We start from the raw sequence: 21,343 nt of genomic DNA, 5'->3' as shown, positions 1-21,343 counted from the left end.
CAGAGGGATTCGCACCATGACCAGTCGCTCCTGCCCGTGCGGGCTTCCCCGGGCGTACGAGGAGTGCTGCGGGCGCTTCCACTCGGGTGCTGCGGCCGCGCCGACCGCCGAGGCGCTGATGCGGTCGCGGTACGCCGCCTTCGTACGGCAGGACGAGAAGTACCTGCTGCGGACCTGGCACCCGCGCACCCGGCCCGCCTCCGTCGACTTCGATCCCGGGATGCGGTGGACCGGCCTCGAGATCCTGGAGACGGGTGACGGCTCCGCGTTCCACTCGGCGGGGACCGTGACCTTCCGGGCCTCCTACCGGGGCGGCTCGCTGCATGAGCGCAGCCGCTTCGAGCGGGTCGACGGGGCGTGGGTGTACGTGGACGGCGACTTCATCCAGTAGCCGCTACGGCCGACTACATCCAGTAGTCGCTACGGCGCCAGTATGTCCAGCTCCTGGAGCGCGCCCACCGTGATCTCGCGGGTGAGTGCCTCGGCGCGGGCCGCGTCGCCCTCGCGGACGGCCTCCGCGACCTGGACGTGGAGGGTGACGGCCGCGGGGTCGGGGTCCTCGAACATGACCTCGTGGTGGGTGCGGCCCGCCAGGACCTCCGCGACGACGTCGCCGAGCCGGGCGAACATCTCGTTGCCCGAGGCGTTGAGGATCACCCGGTGGAAGGCGACGTCGTGGACGAGATACCCCTCCAGCTGATGGCCGCGTGACGTGCCGACCATGCCGAGCGCGCACTCGGTGAGTTCGGCGCACTGCGCGGCGGTGGCGTGCTTGGCGGCGAGGCCCGCCGCGATCGGTTCGACGGCGGAGCGCAGCACGGTGAGCGAACGCAGCTGGTGGGGGCGGTCGGCGCCGGCCAGCCGCCAGCGGATGACCTGAGGGTCGTACACGTTCCACTCGACCTTGGGCAGGACCGTCACGCCGACGCGGCGGCGGGACTCGACCAGGTGCATGGACTCGAGCACCCGGACCGCCTCACGCATCACGGAGCGTGACACCTCGAAGCGCTGGGCGAGTTCGTCCGTGCGCAGCACGCTGCCCGGCGGGTACTCGCCCGCGGTGATCGCCGGCCCGAGGGTTCCCAGTACATGTTCGTGCAGGCCCCGGCCCCGTGTGCTCATGGAGCCAGCGTACGAGTCCGCCCCTCGGAACAAAAAGTCAGACTTATATGTCACAGACTCTTGAATTTGTCGTACCTAATGCGTTTCAGTGTCGTCGACATCGGATGTCAGGTGTCGACGAAGACGATGAAGACAGCGAGAGCACGATGCAGCTGACGCGCACCCCCCACGTCGTCGTGGTCATGGGCGTCGCAGGCACCGGGAAGACCACCATCGGTCCCCTGCTTGCGGCCCGGCTCGGCGTTCCGTACGCCGAGGGCGACGACTTCCACCCCCAGGCCAACATCGCCAAGATGTCGGCCGGGACCCCGCTCACCGACGAGGACCGGTGGCCGTGGCTCGACGCCATCGGGCGCTGGGCGCACGAGCGGGCGGGGCTCGGCGGGGTCGTCAGCAGCTCGGCGCTGAAGCGCGGCTACCGGGACCGGCTGCGGGCGGCGGCGCCCGGTGTCGTGTTCGTGCACCTCACCGGTGACCGCGCGCTCATCGAGGACCGGATGTCGCACCGCCAGGGGCACTTCATGCCCACGGCGCTCCTGGACTCCCAGTTCGCCACCCTCCAGCCGCTGGAGGCGGACGAGGCGGGTGTCGCCGTGGATGTCTCCGGCGAGCCCGGAGAGATCACCGAGCGGGCCGTGGCCGCGCTCCGCGACCTGCCTCAGCCCTCCCTCTAACCCCTTTTGCCGATCTTTCTCACGTAAGGGAACCACCGTGACCAGACTCAGCGCCGAGATGCTGGCAGCGGACACCGTCGAGCCGATCACCTCGGCCGGCCATGCTCAGCTGGGTATCGCCGTGCTGGCGGGCATCGCCGTCATCGTCCTGCTCATCACCAAGTTCAAAGTGCACGCCTTCCTGGCCCTGACCATCGGCTCGCTCGCCCTCGGCGCGTTCGCCGGAGCGCCGCTGGACAAGGTCATCGTCAGCTTCACGACCGGGCTCGGCTCGACCGTCGCCGGCGTGGGCGTCCTGATCGCGCTCGGCGCGATCCTCGGCAAGCTGCTGGCCGACTCCGGCGGCGCCGACCAGATCGTCGACACGATCCTCGCCAAGGCGGGTGGGCGCGCCATGCCGTGGGCGATGGTGCTGATCGCCTCGGTGATCGGTCTGCCGTTGTTCTTCGAAGTCGGCATCGTGCTGCTTATCCCGGTCGTCCTGATGGTCGCCAAGCGCGGCAACTACTCCCTGATGCGCATCGGCATCCCGGCCCTTGCCGGCCTGTCCGTGATGCACGGCCTGATCCCGCCGCACCCCGGCCCGCTGGTCGCGATCGACGCGGTGGGTGCCAACCTCGGCCTCACGCTGGCTCTCGGCATCCTGGTGGCCATACCCACGGTGATCATCGCGGGTCCGGTCTTCTCGAAGTACGCCGCCCGCTGGGTGGACGTCCCGGCCCCCGACAAGATGATCCCCGCCCGCGCCTCCGAGGACCTGGAGAAGCGCCCCAGCTTCGGCGCCACCATCACGACCATGCTGCTCCCGGTCGTGCTGATGCTGGCCAAGGCGCTGGTGGACATCGTCGTGGACGACCCCACGCACATGATCCAGCGCGTCTTCGACGTGATCGGCTCGCCGCTGATCGCGCTGCTCGCCGCCGTGATAGTCGGCATGTTCACCCTGGGCCGCGCGGCCGGCTTCACCAAGGACCGGCTGTCGACGACCGTCGAGAAGTCGCTCGCCCCGATCGCGGGCATCCTGCTGATCGTCGGCGCGGGCGGCGGCTTCAAGCAGACGCTGATCGACTCCGGTGTGGGCCAGATGATCCTGGACATCTCCAAGGACTGGTCGATCCCCGCGCTGCTGCTCGCCTGGCTGATCGCGGTGGCGATCCGGCTCGCGACCGGTTCGGCGACCGTCGCCACCATCTCGGCCGCCGGTCTCGTCGCACCCCTCGCGGCCGACATGTCGACCGCGCACGTCTCCCTCCTGGTGCTGGCGATCGGCGCGGGCTCGCTCTTCTTCAGCCATGTCAACGACGCCGGGTTCTGGCTGGTCAAGGAGTACTTCGGCCTGAACGTCGGCCAGACCATCAAGACGTGGTCGGTCATGGAGACGATCATCTCGGTGGTCGCGGGCGGGCTGGTCCTGCTGCTGTCGCTAGTGATCTAAGTGAACTAAGTGATCTAGGGGTACGGGTATGAGTCACCCTCTGTTCGACATCAGTGGCCGTACGGCGCTGGTCACGGGGTCCAGTCGCGGCATCGGGTTCGCGCTGGCCCGGGGCCTTGCGGAGGCCGGCTGCACGGTGGTGCTCAACGGGCGGGACGGCGAACGGCTCAGCAAGGCCGCGTCGGAGCTGCCCGGTGAGATCCACACCGCGGCGTTCGACGTCACCGACGGTCCGTCGGTCGCCGCCGGAATAGCGGACGTCGAGGAGCGGGTGGGTCCGCTCGACATCCTCGTCAACAACGCCGGTATGCAACTGCGGGCTCCGCTCCTGGAGTTCACGGACGCCGACTGGCACCGGATCCTGAACACGAACCTGACGAGTGCGTTTCTGGTCGGGCGTGAGGCCGCGCGCGGGATGACCGAGCGCGGCCACGGAAAGATCATCAACATCTGCTCCCTGCAGAGCGAGGTCGTCCGTCCGGGCATCGCCCCGTACGCGGCGACCAAGGGAGCGCTGAAGATGCTCACCAAGGGCATGTGCGCGGACTGGGGTCCCCGCGGAGTGCAGGTGAACGGGCTCGGGCCCGGTTACATCGAGACCGAGCTGACCCAACCCCTCGTGGCCGACGAGGAGTTCAGTGCGTGGGTGCGGCGGCGTACGCCGGCCGGGCGCTGGGGTCGTACGGAAGATCTGGTCGGCGGGGTGCTGTTCCTCGCCTCTCCCGCGGCGGACTTCGTCAGCGGGCAGGTGCTGTACGTCGACGGCGGCATGACGAGTGTGTTGTGAGACGTGCATGGCGAGTGTGCTGTGACGTGGCATGACGAGTGCGCGGTGAAGGGAGCCCGACCATGCTCGGCTGTGTGATCCACGGTGAGAACGACCTGCGGGTCGACGAGTTGCCCGCGCCCTCCCCCGGTCCCGGGCAGGCCCTGGTCGCGGTCCGGTACGGCGGGGTGTGCGGGTCCGACCTGCACTACTGGCGGCACGGCGGGGTCGGCGACTTCCGGCTGCGGGAGCCGATGGTGCTGGGGCACGAGGTCGTGGGGACGGTGCTGTCGTACGGTGACGGTGCCTCAGGTCCCCTACCGGGTACGGCTGTTGCCGTGCACCCCGCGACTCCGTGCGGCGTGTGTCCCGAGTGTGCCGACGGGCGCCGGAACGTGTGCCGTGACACCCGGTATCTGGGGAGCGCGGCGCGGATGCCGCACATCCAGGGCGGGTTCTCCGCCCAAGTGACCGTGCCCGCCGAGCAGTTGCGGGCACTGCCCGCAGGACTCGAGCTGCGGCGGGCGGCGCTCGCCGAGCCCTTGTCCGTCGCACTGCACGCGGTACGGCGGGCCGGCTCGGTGTCCGGGCGGCATGTGCTGGTGACGGGGGCCGGGCCCATCGGCTGCCTGGTGGTGGCCGCCGCGAAGGCCGCGGGCGCCGCGCGGGTGACGGCCACCGATCTCCTGCCGGAGGCACTGGCGTACGCCGCCTCGGCGGGCGCGGACTCGGTCGTACGGGCCGACGACCCCGGCGATCCCGGGTGGCCGTCGGAGGTCGACGTCGCCATCGAGGCGTCCGGTGTCGCCGCGGGTCTGGACACCTGCCTCCGCCTCGTACGGCGTGGCGGGGTCGTCGTGCAGCTCGGCATGCTGCCGCCGGGGCTGAGCTCCTTCGCGGGCAACCTGGTCGTCAGCCGGGAGATCGAACTGCGGGGCGCGTTCCGCTTCGACACCGAGTTCGACGAGGCGCTGACGCTGCTCGCGGCCGAGCCGGCGTTCGACGGGCTGATCAGTGCCGTGGTGCCGGTTCGGGAGGCGGAATCGGCGTTCGCACTGGCCGCCGACCGCGGCCGGTCCTGCAAGGTGCTGCTCGACTTCGCCTCCTGAGCAACCTCTGACCACTGCTGTCGCTGCCTGGCGGAATCGACTTCCCGCCGGGCGGCGACAGTCCCATCATGGGAGACCTGTCCCTGGGGCCGCCCGCGGCCACCGGCCGCTCGCTGACGCCCAGGGGCGATGGCATCGGGGGTGTCATGGGGGCTTCGCTCGGAGTGCGCATAGCGGGGGTGTGCCTGGCGGGCACCCTGGCGATCACGACGGCGCTCGCCTGCGAAGACCACGGAGGCGGGCGGGACGACTCCTCCGGGGGCGGAACGAGCGTCTCGGGCGGGGCAGCGAGTGGAGGAACGGACGGGGGGACGGCCGCCGGGACGCCCACCGGGCAGCCGCCCGACAACGGCACGATGAGCGGGTCGGGCGGATCGGACGGACCGGGTGGATCCACTGATTCGGGTGGATCCGGTGGGGGCAGCGGCTCAGGAAGCAGCCCCGCCACCCCCAGCGCTCCCAGTACTCCTGGCAATCCCGTCGGTGGCGTCCGTATCGACGCCCCCGCCTGGCTCCCGCCGGGCCCGAGCTCACCCAACGCCGGGAACGCCCCCGACCCCGAGAGCGTCTACGACACCCTCCGCATGACCCCCTCCGACTGCCGGGACACCCTGCGGAGCATCTCGGCGGAGGCCGGCTGGCAGGTGCTCCACGGCCTGGCCAACGCCTGCGCCGCCGTCCAGGGTCAGGGCGGCAGCTGGGCCACGGCGGCCTCGGACCACGCCGCCGCCGCGGGTGGGCTCAGCACCTGCAAGGAGCGTGCCGCGTACGCCGTACTCGGCGGGATCCTGGAATTCCACCGACAACACCCGTCGGCCACAGTGCCGTTGCCGAGTTCGCCGCCCGGCAAGGATGCCTGCGACTTCGGGATCGCGGCGGTGAACGTGGTCGACCGCACCGAGGCACGGCCGGGCGACGCCGTCACGATCGAGGTCCACGACACCTATTTCGACCACGGGGAACTGCGGGACAACGCCGCCGTCCTCATCGACGGCGAGCTTCTGGAGACCGGCCAGGTGCTCGTGTCGGGGTCGGGCGACCGGGCGGTCGTCTGCATCGCCGCCCCGAGCCTGGCCACGGGGCGGTATCCGAAGTCCGTGAGCGTGACAGTCCGGTACGGCGACTCGGCGACCAGGGAGAACGCCTTCACCCTCGTGGCTCCTGACCCGGAGGAGTCCCCCGGCCCGCCCGCGAGCGTCTGCCCGGAAGCACCCACCGGCAACAGCTCGGCGTCACCGGCCCCATGAGGTCAGCGGCGCCACAACGAGTGCTCGCGCTCCGCCCACTCGCGGCTCACCGAGCCCGTCCGCAGGCCCCGTCGCGCCTCCGGATCGCCGAGCGCCATGCCGATGTGACCGGCCAGGACGATGCCGATCGTCAGGGCGAGCCAGTCGTGGACGAACGTCGCGCTCGTGCGCCACATCAAGGGAGTGAGGTGGGTGAACCACATGATCAGACCCGTGCCCAGCATCACCAGCGAAGCCCCGGCGATCCACGACGCGTAGACCTTCTGGCCCGCGTTGAACTTGCCCGCGGGCCGGGCCGAGTGCCGCTTGTCGCGGCGCAGAGCGGAGCGCAGCCAGACGCGGTCGTGCGGGCCGAAGCGGTTCAGCCGGCCCAGGTCGGAGCGGAAGGCGCGGGAGGCGAGACCTGCCAGGACGGGCACGGGCAGGGCGAGTCCCGCCCACTCGTGGATGCGGACCACCAGTTCGCGGCGCCCGACCAGCTCGGCGAGCTGGGGAACGTACAGGCACGCCGCGGTCACCACGCACACGCCCATGAGCAGGGCCGTCACCCGGTGCACCCACCTCTCCGCGCGGCTGAAGCGCCGTACGCGGGAGGCGAGGGCCGGGGCGTCGTCAACTCGTAGGTTCATCGTCGCGTCCGTTCGAGCGGCCGACCCAGGCGTCCACGTCGTAGCCCCGTTCCTCCCAGTAGCCCGGACGGACGTCCTCGGTGACGGTGATGCCGGAGAGCCACTTGGCGGACTTGTAGAAGTACATGGGGGCGACGTAGAGGCGGACGGGGCCGCCGTGGCTGTGGCCGAGGGCCTTGTCCTGCATGCGGTGGGCGACCAGGACGTCGGGGCGCCGGGCCTGCTCGAGGGTGAGGCTCTCCGTGTACATGCCGTCGAAGCAGGTGAAGCGGATCGCCCCGGCCGTGGAGCGCACTCCCGCGGCGTCCAGGAGGTCGGACAGGCGGACCCCCTCGAAGGGGGTGCCCGGCACCCGCCAGCCCGTGACGCACTGGACGTCGTGCACGAGCCGGGTCTGCGGCAGGGCCTTCAGTTCGGCGAGGGTGTACGAGGCGGGGTGGTCGACCAGGCCGTCGACGGTGAGGCGGTAGTCCGTCGCGTCCTTGTGCGGGACGGACGACGCCACCGAGTAGTAGCGGAAGCCGCCGCCGTTGGGGAGCAGGCCCGTCAGGCCGGTGGGGTCCTTGTCGGACGCGCCGGCGAGGAAGGACTCGAGGCCGCGCTGGAGGGTGGGGGCGGCCAGCACGCCGAGCGCGCCGAGTCCGAGTGTGCCGAGGAACACCCGACGGCCGACCGGCGCTCCGCGCTCCTCGGGGTGTTCCGGTTCCCGGGCTCGCGGTCGTTCCGGCTCCCGCTCGTCGGGATGTTCAGAGTTCACCTATTGATTCGAGCACCCGCGACCCCCAAAGGGCCAGGGGCGGCGGGTGCTCGTCAGAATTCCGTAACCACTTATTACTCACCGTTGAGGAAGCGCGCCGTTCAGGAAGCGGATTCCGCCGCCTTGTCCAGTTGGAACGCCTCGTTGCCGAGACCGATCCGGGCGTGTGCCTCGGGCTTGCGGGAGCGCAGCACCAGGCCCTGGACCAGGCCGGCGACCAGCGCCGCTCCGACGATGGACGGCAGCAGCCAGCTCAGCGAGGAGCCCGGGCCCGCCCCGACCAGGACGTCGAAGTCCTTGACCGTGTAGACCGCGATGATGAGCAGGGCGGTGCCCGCGACCGCCGCCGTGGCGAGGCGCCAGGCCTGGGCCCGCGCGGAGCCCCGGCGGGCGAAGAAGACGATGACGGACAGCGAGGCTGCCGCCATCAGCAGGATCACGCCGAGCGCGCCGATGTTGCCGCCCCAGGTGAACAGCTGCAGCACGGGCGCGGTCGGGTCACCGGTCGGCTTGTCGTCGGCGATGGCGAAGCCGATCACGACGACCAGGGACACGGCGGTCTGGAGCAGCGAGCCGGTGCCGGGGGCGCCGCTGGTGCCCGTGGTCCGGCCGAAGGCGGACGGCAGCAGTCCCTCCCGGCCCATGGCGAAGGTGTACCGCGCGACGACGTTGTGGAAGCTGAGCATGGCCGCGAACATGCCGGTCACGAACAGGACGTGCAGTACGTCCGTGAAGGTGCCGCCGAGCCGCGACTCGGTGAGGGAGAACAGCAGGCCTGGCCCCTGTTCCTGGGACGCGCCGACGATCCCGGAGGGGCCCGCCGCGATGGTGAACGCCCAGCTGCTGAGCGCGAAGAAGACGGCCACTCCGCCGACCGCGAAGAACATCACGCGCGGCACCAGGATGTGCGGCTTGCTGGTCTCCTCGGCGTACACGGGGGCCTGTTCGAAGCCGAGGAAGGCCGCGATGCAGAAGCAGAGCGCGGTGCCGACCCCGGCGCCGGTGAGGGTGTCCGGGTTGAAGGCGTGCAGCGACAGGCCCTCCTTCGCCGGGTCGGCGACGGCGGCGAGGTCGAAGACGACGACGAGGGCCACCTCCACGATCAGCAGTACGCCCAGCAGGCGCGCGTTGACGTCGATCTTCAGCCAGCCGAGCGCGCCGACCAGGAGCGCCGCCACCAACGCCGGTATCCACCAGGCGATTTCGAGTTCGAGGTAGGTGGCGAACAGCCCGGAGACCTCGAAGCCGAAGATGCCGTAGATGCCGACCTGCAGGGCGTTGTAGGCGACCAGCGCGACCAGCGCCGCGGCCGCCCCCGCGGTACCGCCGAGGCCGCGCGAGATGTACGCGTAGAAGGCGCCCGCGTTGTGGACGTGGCGGCTCATCTCGGCGTACCCGACGCTGAAGAGCACCAGGACCACACCGAGGATGACGAAGAGCAGCGGCTGCCCGACGATGCCCATCACCGCGAATGTGGTGGGCATGACACCCGCGACCACCATGAGCGGTGCGGTCGCCGCGAGGACGGACAGCAGCAGTCCTCCCGTGCCGAGCCGGTCGGCGCGCAGTGCGCGGTCCTGGCCCTTGAAGGTGCTGATGCCGGCCTCGGCGGTGGCCGGTCCGCCCGTGCCGGCCGTACTCGATGTGCTCGACGTACTCGACGTACTCGAACTGCCCGTCGTCATCGCGGGGTTGTCCTTTCGGATGTTCGGATGTCCGGTTTTCGGGGGGTGGCGTTCAGACCGCGCCGAGCGCGCTGTCGCGTGCGGCGCGGAAGGCAAGGTAGGGATCTCGGTCCGGGTACGACCAGGGCGCCGGGGTGGCGTGCTCGCCGATGCGGTGGAACAGGGCGGCGGCCTCGGCTGCCCGGCCCTCGCAGAACTTGGCGTGGGCAAGGAAGTTGAGGTCGACATGGCGGCGCGGGTGGTCGTCGCGCTCCCACTCCAGCCACCAGTCGAAGGCGGCCTTCATGACCTGGCGGGCCCGGCGTCCGAGCCAGTGCTCCGAGGCGACGGGGTCGGTGGACTCGATGCCGGCTTTGGCCAGCACGCGGTAGCGCTCGGCGTGCGCGACGACCGGGAGGATGGCCAACGGCGAGTCGGCGGGGGCCTGTTCGGCCGCCCAGTTGGCGAAGTCGTACACCTCGTGCAGCGGGTCCTGGCCCGACTTGGCGCCGCGCTCGGCGAGCCGCGCGACCATCAGGTGGTGGGCGTGGTGGTGATCGGCGTAGCGGTGGCGCACCTCGTCGAAGAGCCGGACCACGTCCTCCTCGCCGCCGAGGGAGCGCTCAAGCAGGAGCAGGCCGAGCCAGGGCGTGGGATCGGCGGGCACCAGTGCCGCGGCCGTGTGGCAGGCCTCGCGGGCGCGCTCCGGGCGCTCCTTCCCCTTCAGTGCCTGCTGCACGGTGGCACAGCCGAAAAGCACGGCCGCGTCGCCGGACTCGGGTTCGGCGAGCTGCCAGTCGCGGGCCCAGGCGAGGGCGGCGGGCTCCTGCGCGAGAACGGTGACGCGATGGCCCCGGCGGTCCCAGTCGTCGCCGGTCCCGGCGAGCAGCGCGCGGACCGCTGTCCACCGCCCCTGGTTCAACGAGGCGCGCGCGGCAACGAGTTCGGCGTCGTCGAGCGCGGCGTCGAAGGCCTGAGCCGCGCGCTTGCGACCGCGGCCGAGGGGTGGCGGGGGTGGCGACACCGCGGCGTTTCCTCACTGGGCGCGGTTTGTCAGGGACTGATCACGCACAGCAAAGCCGGAGCCACAGGTTCCCGTCAAGTGCCGCTGGACTCAGTACACGTTTCAACCGCCCTTGCGGGCCGGGGTGTTGATCCCACGGCCCGCTCCCGTCCACCGCACGGGCCGGGGTCAGGTCAGTTCACCGCCTTGGCCGCCGCCCTGCCCGCCGCGCGCCCGGAGAACAGGCAGCCGCCGAGGAACGTGCCCTCGAGGGAGCGGTAGCCATGGACTCCGCCGCCGCCGAACCCTGCGGCCTCCCCCGCCGCGTACACACCCTCCAACGGGTCCCCGCCCTCGGTCAGCACCCGCGAGGAGAGGTCGGTCTCCAGGCCGCCGAGGGTCTTGCGGGTGAGGATGTTGAGGCGGACGGCGATCAGCGGGCCGGCCTTGGGGTCGAGGATGCGGTGCGGGGTCGCCGTACGGATCAGCTTGTCGCCGAGGTAGTTGCGGGCGCCGCGGATCGACATCACCTGGAGGTCCTTGGTGAAGGGGTTCGCGATCTCCCGGTCGCGCGAGACGATCTCGTGGCGCAGCGCGGCCTCGTCGATGAGCGACTCCTTGGTGATCGCGTTCATGCCGCGCACGAGCGCGCCCAGGTCCTTCTCGACGACGAAGTCCACGCCGTTGTCCATGAACGCCTTGACCGGACCGGGCACATCGGCGCGCGCCCGCCCGATGACGTCCTTGATGGACTTGCCGGTGAGGTCGGGGTTCTGCTCCGAGCCCGAGAGCGCGAACTCCTTGCCGATGATCTTCTGGTCGAGCACGAACCAGGTGTAGTCGTACCCGGTCTTCATGATGTGTTCGAGGGTGCCGAGCGTGTCGAAGCCGGGGAAGAGCGGCACCGGCAGCCGCTTGCCGCGGGCGTCGAGCCAGAGCGAGGACGGGCCGGGCAGGATGCGGATGCCGTGGTTCTCCCAGATCGGGTTCCAGTTCTGGATGCCCTCGGTGTAGTGCCACATGCGGTCGCGGTTGATGAGGCGGGCGCCCGTCTCCTCGGCGATCGCGAGCATCTTGCCGTCGACGTGCGCGGGCACACCGGCGATCATCCGCTCCGGCGGGTTGCCGAGCCGCTCGGGCCAGTTGGCGCGCACGAGGTCGTGGTTGCCGCCGATACCTCCGGAGGTGACGATCACCGCCTGGGCCTTGAGCTCGAAGGCGCCGCTGACCGTGCGGCTGCTCGCCTGGCCGCGCTCGATGCCGGACGGCTCCAGGATCTCGCCGGTGACGGTGTCGACGGAGCCCGCGCTGCGGGACAGACCGGTGACGCGGTGGCGGAACTTCAGCTGGACGAGGCCGCGGGCGACGCCGGCCCGCACGCGCCGCTCGAAGGGCGCGACCAGGCCGGGGCCCGTCCCCCAGGTGATGTGGAAGCGGGGCACCGAGTTCCCGTGCCCGTTGGCGTCGTACCCGCCGCGCTCGGCCCAGCCCACCACGGGGAAGAAGCGGACGCCCTGCTGGTGCAGCCAGGAGCGCTTCTCGCCGGCCGCGAAGTCGACGTAGGCCTCGGCCCACTGACGCGGCCAGTGGTCCTCGGCACGGTCGAAACCGGCCGTTCCCATCCAGTCCTGGAGGGCCAGCGCATGGCTGTCCTTGATCCGCAGGCGGCGCTGCTCGGGCGAGTTCACGAAGAAGAGCCCGCCGAAGGACCAGTGCGCCTGGCCACCGATCGACTGCTCGGGCTCCTGGTCGAGGAGGATCACCTTGCGCCCGGCGTCCACGAGCTCCGCGGTCGCTGCGAGCCCCGCGAGGCCCGCTCCGATCACGATCACATCTGCGTCGTAGGCCATGGGCCCGTCCTCTCGGCAATCCGACTGGCCGGATGGGTTCGGGCATGGAGTTCCCCATGAGAATGGTCATGAGGTTCGTCACGAACCGATCGGCTTCGTCGCTGGTTGATGAGACATTTGTGGTGTGGAAGGCGGTGGTCGCCGATGGTGCTCGACCACTCGTTGTTACTGATCGGTCAGATCCTTCGGCAAGAAGAGTGACCGAGTCAACTGCCCGGATCCGGGTACTGTCGGGGCAGGCCCCGGCCCGTGGCACTACAGTCGGCGCGATACGCACCCGTGGCCCGCACTGACTCCCGATGTATCGAGGTACACAGCGTGTCGGTTCTCGTTCTGATCCTCTCTGTGAGCGCGGCCTGTTGTCTGGGCTTCGGCTTCGTGCTCCAGCAGAACGCCGCCTCGCACGCCCCCCTGAGCGACTTCCTCTCCCCCCGCCTGCTGCTCGACCTCGTCCGGGTGCCCCGGTGGCTGGGCGGCATCGGCCTCATGGTGTGCGGCATGGTCCTCGGCGCGATCGCCCTGGGCAAGGGCGAGATCTCCCTGGTGGAACCCCTCCTCGCGACGAACCTGCTCTTCGCCCTCGCGCTCTCCCGCCATCAGACCAAGCAGCCGCTGGGCCGGCAGGGCTGGGCCGGGCTCCTGCTGCTCGCGGGCGGGGTCAGCGCGTTCATCGTCGCTGGGCAGCCGGAGGGCGGTGACGCCATCAGTGATCCCCTGCGGCACTGGCTGATCATCGGCGTCATGGTGGGGCTCGCGCTGCTGCTCACCGCGTACGCGAAGCGGACCCGGCTCAGCTCCATGCCCGTGCTGCTCTCCCTGGCCGCGGGTCTGCTGTACGGCGTCCAGGACGCGCTCACCCGGGTCAGCGGGCAGCGGTTCGGCGAGGGCGGCTGGGCCGAGCTGCTCACCGGCTGGCAGCCGTACGCGGTTCTCGTCCTCGGCGTGACGGGCCTGGTCCTTGTACAGAGCGCCTTCGAGACCGCGCCGCTGAGGATGTCGCTGCCCGCGCTCACCGCGGCTCAGCCGCTGGCCGGGATCGTCTGCGGGGTCGGGTTCCTCGGGGACCAGTTGCGTACGGACGCCGGGGCGCTCGCCTGGGAGGCGGCGGGGCTCGCAGCCGTCGTGGTGGGGATCGTGCTGCTCGGGCTGCATCCGGCGATGCCGCGCGGGACGTCTGCAACGAAGCCGACGCTGGATCTTCAGCCGCACTGAGGACGGTCCGCTCGGCTGGCTCGGCCCTGCTTGGATGGGGTCATGAGTGCCGCCGACGAGATCCTCGACATCGTGGACGAGAACGACCAGGTCATCGGGCAGTCCCCGCGCGGTCGGGCATACGCGCTCGGCCTGCGCCACCGGTGCGTGTTCATCCAGGCCCGGGACGCCGAGGGCCGGATCTTCGTCCACCGCCGGACACCCACCAAGCTGGTGTTCCCCTCCCTGTACGACATGTTCGTCGGCGGAGTCGTCGGCGCGGGCGAGACGTACGACGACGCGGCCCTGCGGGAGGCCGAGGAGGAGCTCGGCGTCTCCGGGCTCCCCCAGCCCGTTCCCCTCTTCAAGTTCCTGTACGACAACGGGGCCGGCCAGAGCTGGTGGTCCTCCGTCCACGAGGTCCGCTGCGAGCTCCCGGTCGACCCGCAGGTCGAAGAGGTCGCCTGGCACCGGTTCCTCCCCGAGGACGAGGTGGAGCGCCACCTCACCGACTGGACCTGGGTCCCGGACGGCCTGGCGGCGTACGAGCGGCTCAAGGACTATCGCTCGCTGAGCTGACCCGCTCCCGACGCAGCCGTTCCTGACCCGTCCGCTCCCGACGCAGCCGTTCCTGACCCATCCGCTCGCGACCCGTCCGCACCCGACCCGGTCCCCGCGAGGGCGTCGGCCAGCGCCCGCGCGTGGGCGGGTATGCCGCCCAGGGCGGGTGGCAGGATGCGCGGGCTGTAGCGCCCGTCGCACACCGCGAGGGGGCTCGCCCCGGTCGTGCCACCGCTCAGCGGACTCTCGCCCTGCGTCGTCCACGTCGGCCCGTCCCAGAACGGGTGGTCGAGGAGCCGCTCGGCCACTTCGGGCGCCGCGCTCTCCGGGACCCCCACGGCGGTGAGCGCATCGGAGATCCTCGACACCGCCTCGGCCACCGGCACGTCCGCGTCCCCGAAGGCGGGCAGCAGGAGGAGCAGCCGCAGCGCGGGGTCCCGTACGCCCGCGGCCCGCGCCGGGGCCGAGTCGGCGACGGCGACCAGCTCGGGCCAGGACAGCCCCGGGCCGCTGAAGTGGCCCTCCAGCGAGGCCAGGGGCACGTCCCGGTCCCAGTCGGGGTGCGTGATCAGGTAGTCCGTGCCGGGGTCGTCCGGGAAGTTGCGGTGGACGATCCACAGCAAGTGCCCGCCGGCCAGCGGTATTCGGTAGGCCGGCCAGACTTCCCGAGCGCTGTACAGCGCTTCGGTCGCGGCGTCGACGTCCGCCTCGTCGGCGCCGAAGAGTCCGGGCTCCTCGATGAACTCGTCCCAGCCCGGGAGGAAGTAGGCGGGCCAGAATCCGGCCAGCCCGAGCAACTCCTCGGCCGGCGCGATGCCGTGGCCCGGCTCGGCGTACCGGGCCAATGACAGGGGAACGTCCATGCTTCGAACGGTAGCGAGCCGCACTGACAATGCGCCCGGTAGGGTCCAGGTCGTGATCGAATTCGTACGGAACGTCCAGCTGTGGTTCGCGCCCCGGGACGTAGAGGCGGAGGGCAGCACGCCCGACTACCGCTTCTCACTGGCGAACGAGCGGACCTTTCTGGCGTGGCTGCGCACCGCGCTGGCGCTGATCGGCGGCGGCTTCGCGGTGGATCAGTTCCTGCCCGACCTGCGGTGGGGATGGCGCGTCGGCCTCGCCCTGGCTCTGCTGGCGGCGGGCGTGCTCTGCTCCCTGCGGGCCGTCAACCACTGGGTGCGGTGCGAGATCGCGATGCGGAAGGGCGAGGACCTGCCGGTGTCGCGCTTCCCGGCCGTGCTGAGCATCGCGGTCGCGGTCGTCGCCGTGGCGATGGTCGTCGTCGTCCTCTTCGGCTGGGAAGGATGACGGCTCCCGCCCGGGAACAGGAGCGGGACCCGGGCCTGCAACCGGAGCGGACGAGGCTCGCGTGGCGGCGTACGACCCTGTCGAGCACCGTGGCCGCCGTACTCGCCGCGAAGACGACGCTGCACGGCGGACTGTCGGTGACCGGAGTCGTGGTCTGCGTCCTGTGCTGCGCGCTCTGGCTGGGTTTCCTGGCCATCGCCCACCGCCGCATCCGCGTGCTCACCGCGCCCGGCCCGGGCGGACCGCCCGCGCTCACACCCCGGTACGCGACGCTCGCGGCGCTGTGCACGGTGGCGCTGGCGGTGTGCGCGGCGGCGCTGGTGTTCTGAGGGAGCCGGTACGACGTCGGCACGCGAGTCGGAATGGCACGATTTAGGATGCTTTCTGGCGCTAGCCTGACGTCGTTTCCGACTCCCCACCACCTCCGAAGGTGAGCACCATGACCACCCTCCACGCGGAGCACTCAGCGCACGAGCACGCCCACGGCCCCACCTGCGGTCACACCGCCGTGCCACACGGCGATCACGTCGACTACGCGCACGACGGGCACCTCCACCGGGAGCACTCCGGGCACTGGGACGAGTGCGAGTCGAGCGGTCACACCGCGCACGACGGGCACGGCCACCAGCACGGCGACGGCTGCGGCCACCCCGCGGTCGAGCACGGTGACCACGTCGACTATGTGCACGACGGGCACCGGCACGCCGAGCACGAGGGGCACTGGGACGACCACTAGGACCTGTCCGGATCCTCGGCGTCTCCCCCTCAGCTCCCCGGTTGCCCTGATTGCCTTGGCGCCCGGGAGGGGGAGACGCCGATCACGTTTCGTTCACCCGCTGGACGACATACCGACTGGTCGGCATCATGGTCACATCCTGATTTCCGTGTGCCGAGGAGCGAAGATGAGCCCAGACCACCCGCCAGGTCTCGATCTCGACCAGTTGCGCGGCCTGCTCGACCGTGAGCGGCCCGGGCTGGTGACCGGCCCGCTGACCGGCCGGTTGATCGAAGGCGGACGGTCCAACCTCACGTACGCGGTCACGGACGGCACGACGAAGTGGGTCGTCCGGCGGCCCCCGCTCGGGCATGTGCTCGCCACCGCGCACGACATGAAGCGCGAACACCGGGTGATCAGCGCACTGCACCCGACGGCGGTGCCGGTGCCGAACCCCGTGATCCTGTGCGAGGACGAGTCGGTGCTCGGAGCCCCGTTCTACGTAATGGAGTTCGTGGAGGGCACGCCGTACCGCACCGCCGAGGAACTCGTCCCGCTCGGCCCGGAGCGCACCCGCGGCGCGGTGCTCGGGCTCGTGGACACCCTGGTCGAGCTGCACTCGGTGGATCCCGCCGAGGTGGGCCTCGCGGACTTCGGGCGCCCGGAGGGCTTCCTCGACCGCCAACTGCGCCGCTGGGGCAAGCAGTTGGACGCGTCCAGGAACCGCGAGCTGGCCGGGATCGACGAACTGCACGCGGCACTGGGCCGGGCGCTCCCCGACTCCCCCGCACCCACGGTCGTGCACGGCGACTACCGGCTCGACAACGTGCTGATCGGCGCCGACGACCGGATCAACGCGATCCTGGACTGGGAGATGTCCACGCTCGGCGATCCGCTCACGGATCTGGGGTTGCTGGTCATGTACAGCATCCCGCTCGAAATGCCCAACTCCCCCATCAGCACGACCGCTTCGGCCGCGGGGCACCCGGACCCGGCCGAGATCGTCGAGCGGTACGCCGCGCGCTCGGGGCGCGACGTGTCCGCCGTCCCCTGGTACACGGCGTTCGCGTGGTTCAAGCTCGCCGTGATCCTGGAGGGCATCCACTACCGCTACACGCAGGGCCAGACGGTCGGTGCGGGCTTCGACCGCATCGGCGAACTGACCCCCGTCTTCATCGAGCACGGCCTGACCACTCTTCAGGAAGGCTGATCCGCCATGGACTTCGCATTCGACGCCCGCACCGAGGAACTGCGCGGGAAGCTGCTCGCCTTCATGGACGAGTACGTCTATCCGGCGGAGGCAGTCGCGGAGGAGCAGCGCGCTCAGCTGGCCTCGCCGTGGGACACCCCGGCCGTGGTCGGGGAGTTGAAGGCCGAGGCCCGCAGGCAGGGACTGTGGAACCTCTTCCTCCCCGACTCCGAGTACGGCGCCGGGCTCACCAACCTCCAGTACGCGCCGCTCGCCGAAATCACCGGCCGCAGCCCGCACTTGGCGCCCACCGCGCTGAACTGCGCCGCGCCCGACACCGGCAACATGGAGGTGCTCACCCAGTTCGGCGACGAGCAGCAGCGCAAGCAGTGGCTGGAGCCGCTGCTCGCCGGTGAGATCCGCTCCGCGTTCGCGATGACCGAGCCCGAGGTGGCCTCGTCCGACGCCACGAACATCACCACGCGCATCGAACGGGACGGCGATGAGTACGTCATCACGGGCCGCAAGTGGTACATCTCCGGTGCGATGAACCCCGACTGCAAGATCTTCATCGTGATGGGCAAGACGGACCCGGAGGGGTCCGACATCCGCCGTCAGCAGTCCATGGTGCTCGTGCCGCGCGACACCCCCGGCGTCGAGATCCGGCGCGCCATGCAGGTGTACGGCTACGAGGACCACTCCCACGGCGGGCACGCCGAGGTCGTCTTCCATCAAGCCCGGGTCCCCGTGGCCAACTTGGTCGGCGAGGAGGGCGGCGGCTTCGCCATCGCCCAGGCCCGGCTCGGCCCCGGCCGTATCCACCACTGCATGCGGCTGATCGGGATGGCCGAGCGGGCGATCGAGCTGATGTGCCGGCGGGCCGTGTCCCGTACGGCCTTCGGCAAGCCGCTGGCCCAGCAGGGCGTGGTCCAGAACTGGATCGCGGATGCCCGCGTCGCCGTCGAGCAGCTGCGCCTGCTGGTCCTCAAGACCGCCTGGATGATGGACACCGTCGGCAACAAGGGCGCCCACACCGAGATCCAGGCCATCAAGATCGCCACTCCGCGCACGGTCGTCGACATCCTCGACAAGGCGGTCCAGCTGCACGGCGCGGGCGGCGTCAGCCAGGACTTCCCGCTGGCCGAACTGTGGGCGAGCGCGAGGACGTTGAAGCTGGCGGACGGACCGGACGAGGTGCATCAGCGGTCGCTGGCCCACCGGGAGATCAAGAAGTACGTGTGACGCCAGGCTGGGCGCCGCCGAGGTAGGCGTGTGACACGAGGGCCGGTGAGGGCTGACGCGCCCTCACCGGCCCTCTCCCCCGAGCGGTGTTGGTCAGTTGCGGGTGGTCGCCGAGAGCGTCCACCCCTGGCGGCACTTCAGACCGAACGTGCCCTTGTCGCAGCCCTCGACCTTGAAGCTGTAGGTCCCAGAGGTGTGCTTCTGGACCCACATCCCGCCGGTGGTGCCGCCGCGCAGGGTGACCTGCGTGCCGCCCGCGTCGGCGGCGCTGGTGTAGCGGACCAGGAAGACGTCGTAGTGGTACGGGTCGGTGGGACCCCAGTTGAAGTACGCGTAGCCGTTGCGCTCCCAGGCGGCGACCACCATCTCCTGGCCCTGGCGGGGCGAGAAGGTCACGTTCCCGCTGTCGAAGTACTGCCGCTTGCCGAGCTTCGTCCCGTTCGCCGACTTGACGTTGAGCACGTTGGTCCGCGGGCAGCCGAGCATGCCGTTCACGCCGCCCAGATCGCTCCAGCGTTCGTAGATGTAGCTGTTGCTGAGCAAGTGGCCGCACGCCGACGGTGCCCCTGCCGGAGCGGCCGTTGCGGCGGGCACGGCCACCGTGCCGCCGAGAGCGAGTGCCGAGCCCAAGGCGAGGCCCACCAGACGCCGGTTCACTGAAACCATCACTGTTCTCCCCCGTTGCCGGTCCGGTGGCTCTTCCGCCGGCCCGCTGCTATGAGCATCGGGCTGCGGGGGCCCGGGAGTTGAGGGGGTACCGCCGGGCGGTCGCCGGAAGTTCTCCCGGGTGGACCGGGAACCGTTCCCATGACACCCGGGCGTCCGGCCAGGACGATGGCTCACATGGAGGACGAGTACGGGCGGACCCGGCGGCGCACTGTCACGGCGTACGTCCTGCTGCTCCTGGCGCTGACGCAAGTGGCCGTGGGAGCAGGGGCGTTGGCCGTCGCCGGGGTGTCCGGGGCGGATCTGGTCCAGTACGACATGGTCATCGACCTGGCTGTCGGTCTCGCCTATCCCGTCTGCGGCACGGTGATCGCGCTGCACCGTCCGCGTAATCCCATCGGATGGCTGCTGATCGTCTACGGGCTGGGGCACGCGTTCACGGGGCTGTCGACCGGCCTTGCGGTCGAAGGGCTGCGGGCGGGCTGGTCCCCCGAGGCGCTGCACGTGCTCACCACGATCGGGCGCCACACCTGGATCGTCGCAAGCTCGACGGCGTTCGTGTTCGTGTTCTTCCTGTTTCCCGACGGAAGGCTGCCCGGCCGGCGCTGGCGCTGGGCGCTGATCGCCCAACTGGTGGCGTCGCCCCTGGACATCGCCTACTGGGCGCGTTACGACTGGGGGCTCTACGACGGCACCGGAGCCCAGCCGTCGTACTTCCCGGTGTCACCAGGCTGGTTGCCCGTCCTTCAGCGAGTGGTGACCGTCAAGGCCTGTCTCGTCCTGGTCGCCGTCATGGCCGTCATGTGGCTGCGCTACCGCCGCGGCGGGGAACAGGACCGCCGCCGGCTTCTCTGGCTGCTCGCGGGGGTACTGCCCTTGCTGCTGAGCATCATGCTGCAGGTCTTCGGCTTCCCGCCGGTCTACACGTCGTACGGCACCCTGCTGCTGCCGGTCGCCATCATGATCGCCGTGATCCGGCACGAGTTGCTCGACATCCGGCTGGTGGTCTCGCGGGGCCTGCTGTACGGAGCGCTCACCGTCGGAGTGGTCGCCGCCTACGTAGGCCTCGTCACGTTCCTCCAGTCGCTCCTCGACCCCCATCCCGAACTGCTGGGGCCCGCCCTCATTTCCGTTGTCCTCGCCGTCTCCTTCGAGCCCGCCCGCCGTCTGCTGCAGCGCACGGTCGACCGAGCCCTCTACGGCGACCGCCACGACCCGGTCCGCGCGGTCTCCCGGATCGGCGAGCGGCTGGCCGGAGGCGGTGTCGGCGCGGTGTCCGAGGCGGTGGGCGAGGGACTGCGGCTGCCGTACGCCCATCTGGCCGCCGAGTCCGGGGCGCCGAGCAGCAGTTGGGGAACTCCGGGAAAGCTCACGCATGTCGTGACGCTGGACTACGACGGCCGTCGTGTCGGTGAGCTGGTGATCGGGCTGCGGCCCGGCGAGCAGCAGGTCACACCGGCCGATCTCGCGGTACTCGAACTGCTCGCGGTGCCTTTGGCGGCCGCCCTGCACGCCACCGATCTGTCCCGGCAGCTCCAGCTCTCCCGGGAGCGGATCGTCGCCGCGCGGGAGGAGGAGCGTCGCCGGATCCGCCGGGATCTGCACGACGGGCTCGGACCGACGCTCGCCGGGGCCGCCTTCCAGGCCGATGCCGTACGCAATCTGCTCGCGTTCGATCCGGAGCGGGCGGCGGGGCTGCTCGCCGAGCTGCGCGCCGAGATCGGCGGGGCGGTCGGGGAGATCCGCCGGCTGGTGGACGGACTGCGGCCGCCGGACCTCGACCAGCTCGGGCTGCTGGGCGCCCTGCGCGAACGCTCGGCCCGGCTGTCCTGGCGCGCGGACGGCACTCCCATCGCCATACGGGTGCGGGCCCCCGAACTGCTGCCGCCGCTGCCCGCCGCCGTGGAGGTCGCCGCGTACCGCATCGCGACCGAGGCCCTCACCAACGCGGCCCGGCACGCCCGTGCGACCCGCGTCGACCTCCGCATCGAGATCGGCGAAGGGCTGCGCCTGGAGGTCTGCGACGACGGCTCCCCGGTGGATGGGGAGACGGCATGGCGCCCCGGGGTGGGCATCACCTCGATGCAGGAGCGCGCCGCGGAGCTCGGCGGCAGCTGTGTGGTGGGGCGGGGGCGGGTGGAGGCGACACTGCCGCTCGGGGAGCCGCCGTAGCGGGGCATGAGCCGCACGGGAGGCCGGGTACTGAAACAGCTGG

General features: G+C 70.9%; 22 protein-coding genes. 14 read left to right on the top strand and 8 right to left on the bottom strand.

The genetic code is table 11. The features are described 5' to 3' along the window. Positions 1-16 precede the first annotated feature (16 nt). Positions 17-391, top strand: coding sequence for a YchJ family metal-binding protein (locus OG266_RS35995; RefSeq protein ID WP_329548619.1), 375 nt, complete (start codon positions 17-19; stop codon positions 389-391). Between the two features lie 29 nt (positions 392-420). On the opposite strand, the gene OG266_RS35990 is transcribed toward OG266_RS35995, so the two are convergent. Then, on the bottom strand, positions 421-1,122 hold the full coding sequence (locus OG266_RS35990) for a FadR/GntR family transcriptional regulator (protein WP_266466868.1): 702 nt from the start codon (positions 1,120-1,122) through the stop codon (positions 421-423). Between the two features lie 146 nt (positions 1,123-1,268). Between OG266_RS35990 and OG266_RS35985 the strand changes: the two genes are divergently transcribed. The 5 genes from OG266_RS35985 (at position 1,269) to OG266_RS35965 (ending at position 6,353) form a co-directional block, all read left to right on the top strand. Next, positions 1,269-1,796, top strand: coding sequence for a gluconokinase (locus tag OG266_RS35985; protein WP_371550845.1), 528 nt, complete (start codon positions 1,269-1,271; stop codon positions 1,794-1,796). 37 nt (positions 1,797-1,833) lie between these two features. After that, a complete protein-coding gene (locus tag OG266_RS35980) occupies positions 1,834-3,231 on the top strand; it encodes a gluconate:H+ symporter (protein ID WP_371550843.1) in 1,398 nt (465 codons plus the stop codon). Between the two features lie 28 nt (positions 3,232-3,259). Then, positions 3,260-4,018 (top strand): SDR family oxidoreductase, encoded by a 759-nt coding sequence (locus OG266_RS35975; RefSeq protein WP_266466858.1) that lies wholly within the window; start codon positions 3,260-3,262, stop codon positions 4,016-4,018. Positions 4,019-4,080: 62 nt separating this feature from the next. Next, positions 4,081-5,106 (top strand): L-idonate 5-dehydrogenase, encoded by a 1,026-nt coding sequence (locus OG266_RS35970; protein ID WP_371550841.1) that lies wholly within the window; start codon positions 4,081-4,083, stop codon positions 5,104-5,106. Between the two features lie 68 nt (positions 5,107-5,174). Further along, a complete protein-coding gene (locus tag OG266_RS35965; RefSeq protein ID WP_371550839.1) occupies positions 5,175-6,353 on the top strand; it encodes a hypothetical protein in 1,179 nt (392 codons plus the stop codon). Positions 6,354-6,355: 2 nt separating this feature from the next. On the opposite strand, the gene OG266_RS35960 is transcribed toward OG266_RS35965, so the two are convergent. From OG266_RS35960 to OG266_RS35940, 5 genes are all read right to left on the bottom strand, one after another. Continuing rightward, on the bottom strand, positions 6,356-6,982 hold the full coding sequence (locus tag OG266_RS35960) for a cytochrome b/b6 domain-containing protein (protein ID WP_371550837.1): 627 nt from the start codon (positions 6,980-6,982) through the stop codon (positions 6,356-6,358). Beyond that, positions 6,966-7,739, bottom strand: coding sequence for a molybdopterin-dependent oxidoreductase (locus OG266_RS35955; RefSeq protein ID WP_266466844.1), 774 nt, complete (start codon positions 7,737-7,739; stop codon positions 6,966-6,968). Before OG266_RS35955 ends, OG266_RS35960 begins: the two co-directional genes overlap by 17 nt. Positions 7,740-7,840: 101 nt before the next feature. After that, the gene (locus tag OG266_RS35950) at positions 7,841-9,424 is read right to left on the bottom strand and encodes an APC family permease (RefSeq protein WP_371550835.1); all 1,584 of its coding nucleotides are present in this window, start codon (positions 9,422-9,424) and stop codon (positions 7,841-7,843) included. A gap of 52 nt (positions 9,425-9,476) precedes the next feature. After that, complete coding sequence (locus OG266_RS35945) at positions 9,477-10,427, bottom strand: hypothetical protein (protein ID WP_371550833.1); 951 nt, start codon at positions 10,425-10,427, stop codon at positions 9,477-9,479. A gap of 173 nt (positions 10,428-10,600) precedes the next feature. Beyond that, positions 10,601-12,256, bottom strand: a complete 1,656-nt coding sequence (locus tag OG266_RS35940; protein WP_371550831.1) for an FAD-binding dehydrogenase — start codon at positions 12,254-12,256, stop codon at positions 10,601-10,603. Between the two features lie 318 nt (positions 12,257-12,574). Between OG266_RS35940 and OG266_RS35935 the strand changes: the two genes are divergently transcribed. After that, complete coding sequence (locus tag OG266_RS35935; RefSeq protein WP_329548609.1) at positions 12,575-13,468, top strand: DMT family transporter; 894 nt, start codon at positions 12,575-12,577, stop codon at positions 13,466-13,468. A gap of 42 nt (positions 13,469-13,510) precedes the next feature. Further along, on the top strand, positions 13,511-14,026 hold the full coding sequence (locus tag OG266_RS35930; RefSeq protein ID WP_329548608.1) for an NUDIX domain-containing protein: 516 nt from the start codon (positions 13,511-13,513) through the stop codon (positions 14,024-14,026). On the opposite strand, the gene OG266_RS35925 is transcribed toward OG266_RS35930, so the two are convergent. After that, complete coding sequence (locus OG266_RS35925; RefSeq protein ID WP_371550829.1) at positions 14,008-14,871, bottom strand: hypothetical protein; 864 nt, start codon at positions 14,869-14,871, stop codon at positions 14,008-14,010. The two genes, OG266_RS35930 and OG266_RS35925, sit on opposite strands and share 19 nt — an antisense overlap. Before the next feature lie 52 nt (positions 14,872-14,923). Here OG266_RS35925 and OG266_RS35920 point away from each other — a divergent pair, with 52 nt between their 5' ends. From OG266_RS35920 to OG266_RS35900, 5 genes are all read left to right on the top strand, one after another. Next, complete coding sequence (locus tag OG266_RS35920; RefSeq protein WP_266466824.1) at positions 14,924-15,316, top strand: YidH family protein; 393 nt, start codon at positions 14,924-14,926, stop codon at positions 15,314-15,316. Next, positions 15,313-15,645 carry a DUF202 domain-containing protein gene (locus tag OG266_RS35915; protein WP_266466821.1) on the top strand — a complete coding sequence of 111 codons (333 nt, stop codon included), beginning with the start codon at positions 15,313-15,315 and terminating at the stop codon, positions 15,643-15,645. Before OG266_RS35920 ends, OG266_RS35915 begins: the two co-directional genes overlap by 4 nt. Before the next feature lie 110 nt (positions 15,646-15,755). Then, on the top strand, positions 15,756-16,052 hold the full coding sequence (locus OG266_RS35910; protein ID WP_266466818.1) for a hypothetical protein: 297 nt from the start codon (positions 15,756-15,758) through the stop codon (positions 16,050-16,052). Between the two features lie 166 nt (positions 16,053-16,218). Continuing rightward, a complete protein-coding gene (locus OG266_RS35905) occupies positions 16,219-17,241 on the top strand; it encodes a phosphotransferase family protein (RefSeq protein ID WP_266466815.1) in 1,023 nt (340 codons plus the stop codon). 6 nt (positions 17,242-17,247) lie between these two features. Continuing rightward, a complete protein-coding gene (locus OG266_RS35900; protein ID WP_266466811.1) occupies positions 17,248-18,462 on the top strand; it encodes an acyl-CoA dehydrogenase family protein in 1,215 nt (404 codons plus the stop codon). 93 nt (positions 18,463-18,555) lie between these two features. On the opposite strand, the gene OG266_RS35895 is transcribed toward OG266_RS35900, so the two are convergent. Continuing rightward, entirely contained in the window at positions 18,556-19,128 is a 573-nt protein-coding gene (locus tag OG266_RS35895; RefSeq protein ID WP_371550825.1) for a hypothetical protein, read from the bottom strand. A 177-nt stretch (positions 19,129-19,305) separates the two neighbouring features. Here OG266_RS35895 and OG266_RS35890 point away from each other — a divergent pair, with 177 nt between their 5' ends. Continuing rightward, positions 19,306-21,300 (top strand): sensor histidine kinase, encoded by a 1,995-nt coding sequence (locus OG266_RS35890; protein WP_371550823.1) that lies wholly within the window; start codon positions 19,306-19,308, stop codon positions 21,298-21,300. Positions 21,301-21,343 lie beyond the last annotated feature (43 nt).

Origin of the sequence: Streptomyces sp. NBC_00554 (assembly GCF_041431135.1) — a bacterium.
Classification (GTDB): Bacteria; Actinomycetota; Actinomycetes; order Streptomycetales; family Streptomycetaceae; genus Streptomyces.
This window is presented reverse-complemented; position numbering and strand designations above follow the sequence as displayed.